The following is a 959-nucleotide window of genomic DNA, read 5'->3' as shown; positions in this document are numbered from 1 at the left end:
GTTCGGGGTGCGGCTACGACTCGGGGAAGTGGCAGGCCACTTGACGGGTCGGCGAGTCGGCGGCGAGTTGCGGGGCCTCGGTCCGGCAGATGGCCTGCGCCTTGGGGCAGCGGGGGTGGAAGGTGCAGCCGGGCGGGGGGCTGGCGGGGCTGGGCGGGTCGCCGAGCAGGACGATCCGTTCGCGGGTGCGTTCGGCGGCGGGGTCGGGCAGCGGGACGGCGGACAGCAGCGCCTTGGTGTACGGGTGCGCGGGGCGCTCGTAGACCTGTGCCTTGTCGCCGATCTCGACGATCCGGCCGAGGTACATGACGGCGACCCGGTGACTGATGTGCTTGACCACGGCGAGGTCGTGGGCGATGAACACGTAGGCGACGCCGAGTTCGCGCTGCAGGCGTTCCATCAGGCCGACGATCTGGGCCTGGATGGAGACGTCGAGGGCGGAGACCGGCTCGTCGGCGACGACGAGTTCGGGCCGGGTGGCGAGGGCGCGGGCGATGCCGATGCGCTGGGCCTGGCCGCCGGAGAACTGGTGCGGGTAGCGCTCCAGGTGTTCGGGGGCGAGGCCGACCAGGTGGACGAGTTCGCGCACCTCGCGGGCGATGGTCGCGGCGTTCGCGCCCTGGGCGCGCAGCGGCGAGGCGATGATCTGCTGCACCGTCCGACGCGGGTTCAGCGAGGCGAACGGGTCCTGGAAGATCATCTGGAACTTGCTGCGCAGCGGCCGGAGTCGGCGCTGCGGGGTGCGGGTGATGTCCTGGCCGCGGAAGTCGACGGTGCCGGTGGTCGGGTCGAGCAGCCGGACCAGCATCCGTCCGGTGGTGGACTTGCCGCAGCCGGATTCGCCGACCAGGCCGAGGGTCTCGCCGGGGCGGACGTCGAAGGTGACGCCGTCGACGGCCCGGACGCCGGGGAGCCGGCGCAGTGCGCCACGTGCGCCGGGGAAGGTCATGCCGAGGTCG

The 959-nt window shown here is 72.9% G+C and carries 1 protein-coding gene; it reads right to left on the bottom strand.

All coding sequences use genetic code 11. The annotated features are described in order from the left end of the window. Window positions 1-13 precede the first annotated feature (13 nt). The coding region (locus KCH_RS32060) for an ABC transporter ATP-binding protein (protein WP_425268854.1) at window positions 14-959 on the bottom strand (946 nt) is incomplete at its 5' end.

The organism is Kitasatospora cheerisanensis KCTC 2395 (assembly GCF_000696185.1).
GTDB lineage: Bacteria > Actinomycetota > Actinomycetes > Streptomycetales > Streptomycetaceae > Kitasatospora > Kitasatospora cheerisanensis.
The sequence above is the reverse complement of the archived record's forward strand: the minus strand, read 5'-3'. Positions and strand labels throughout refer to the sequence as shown.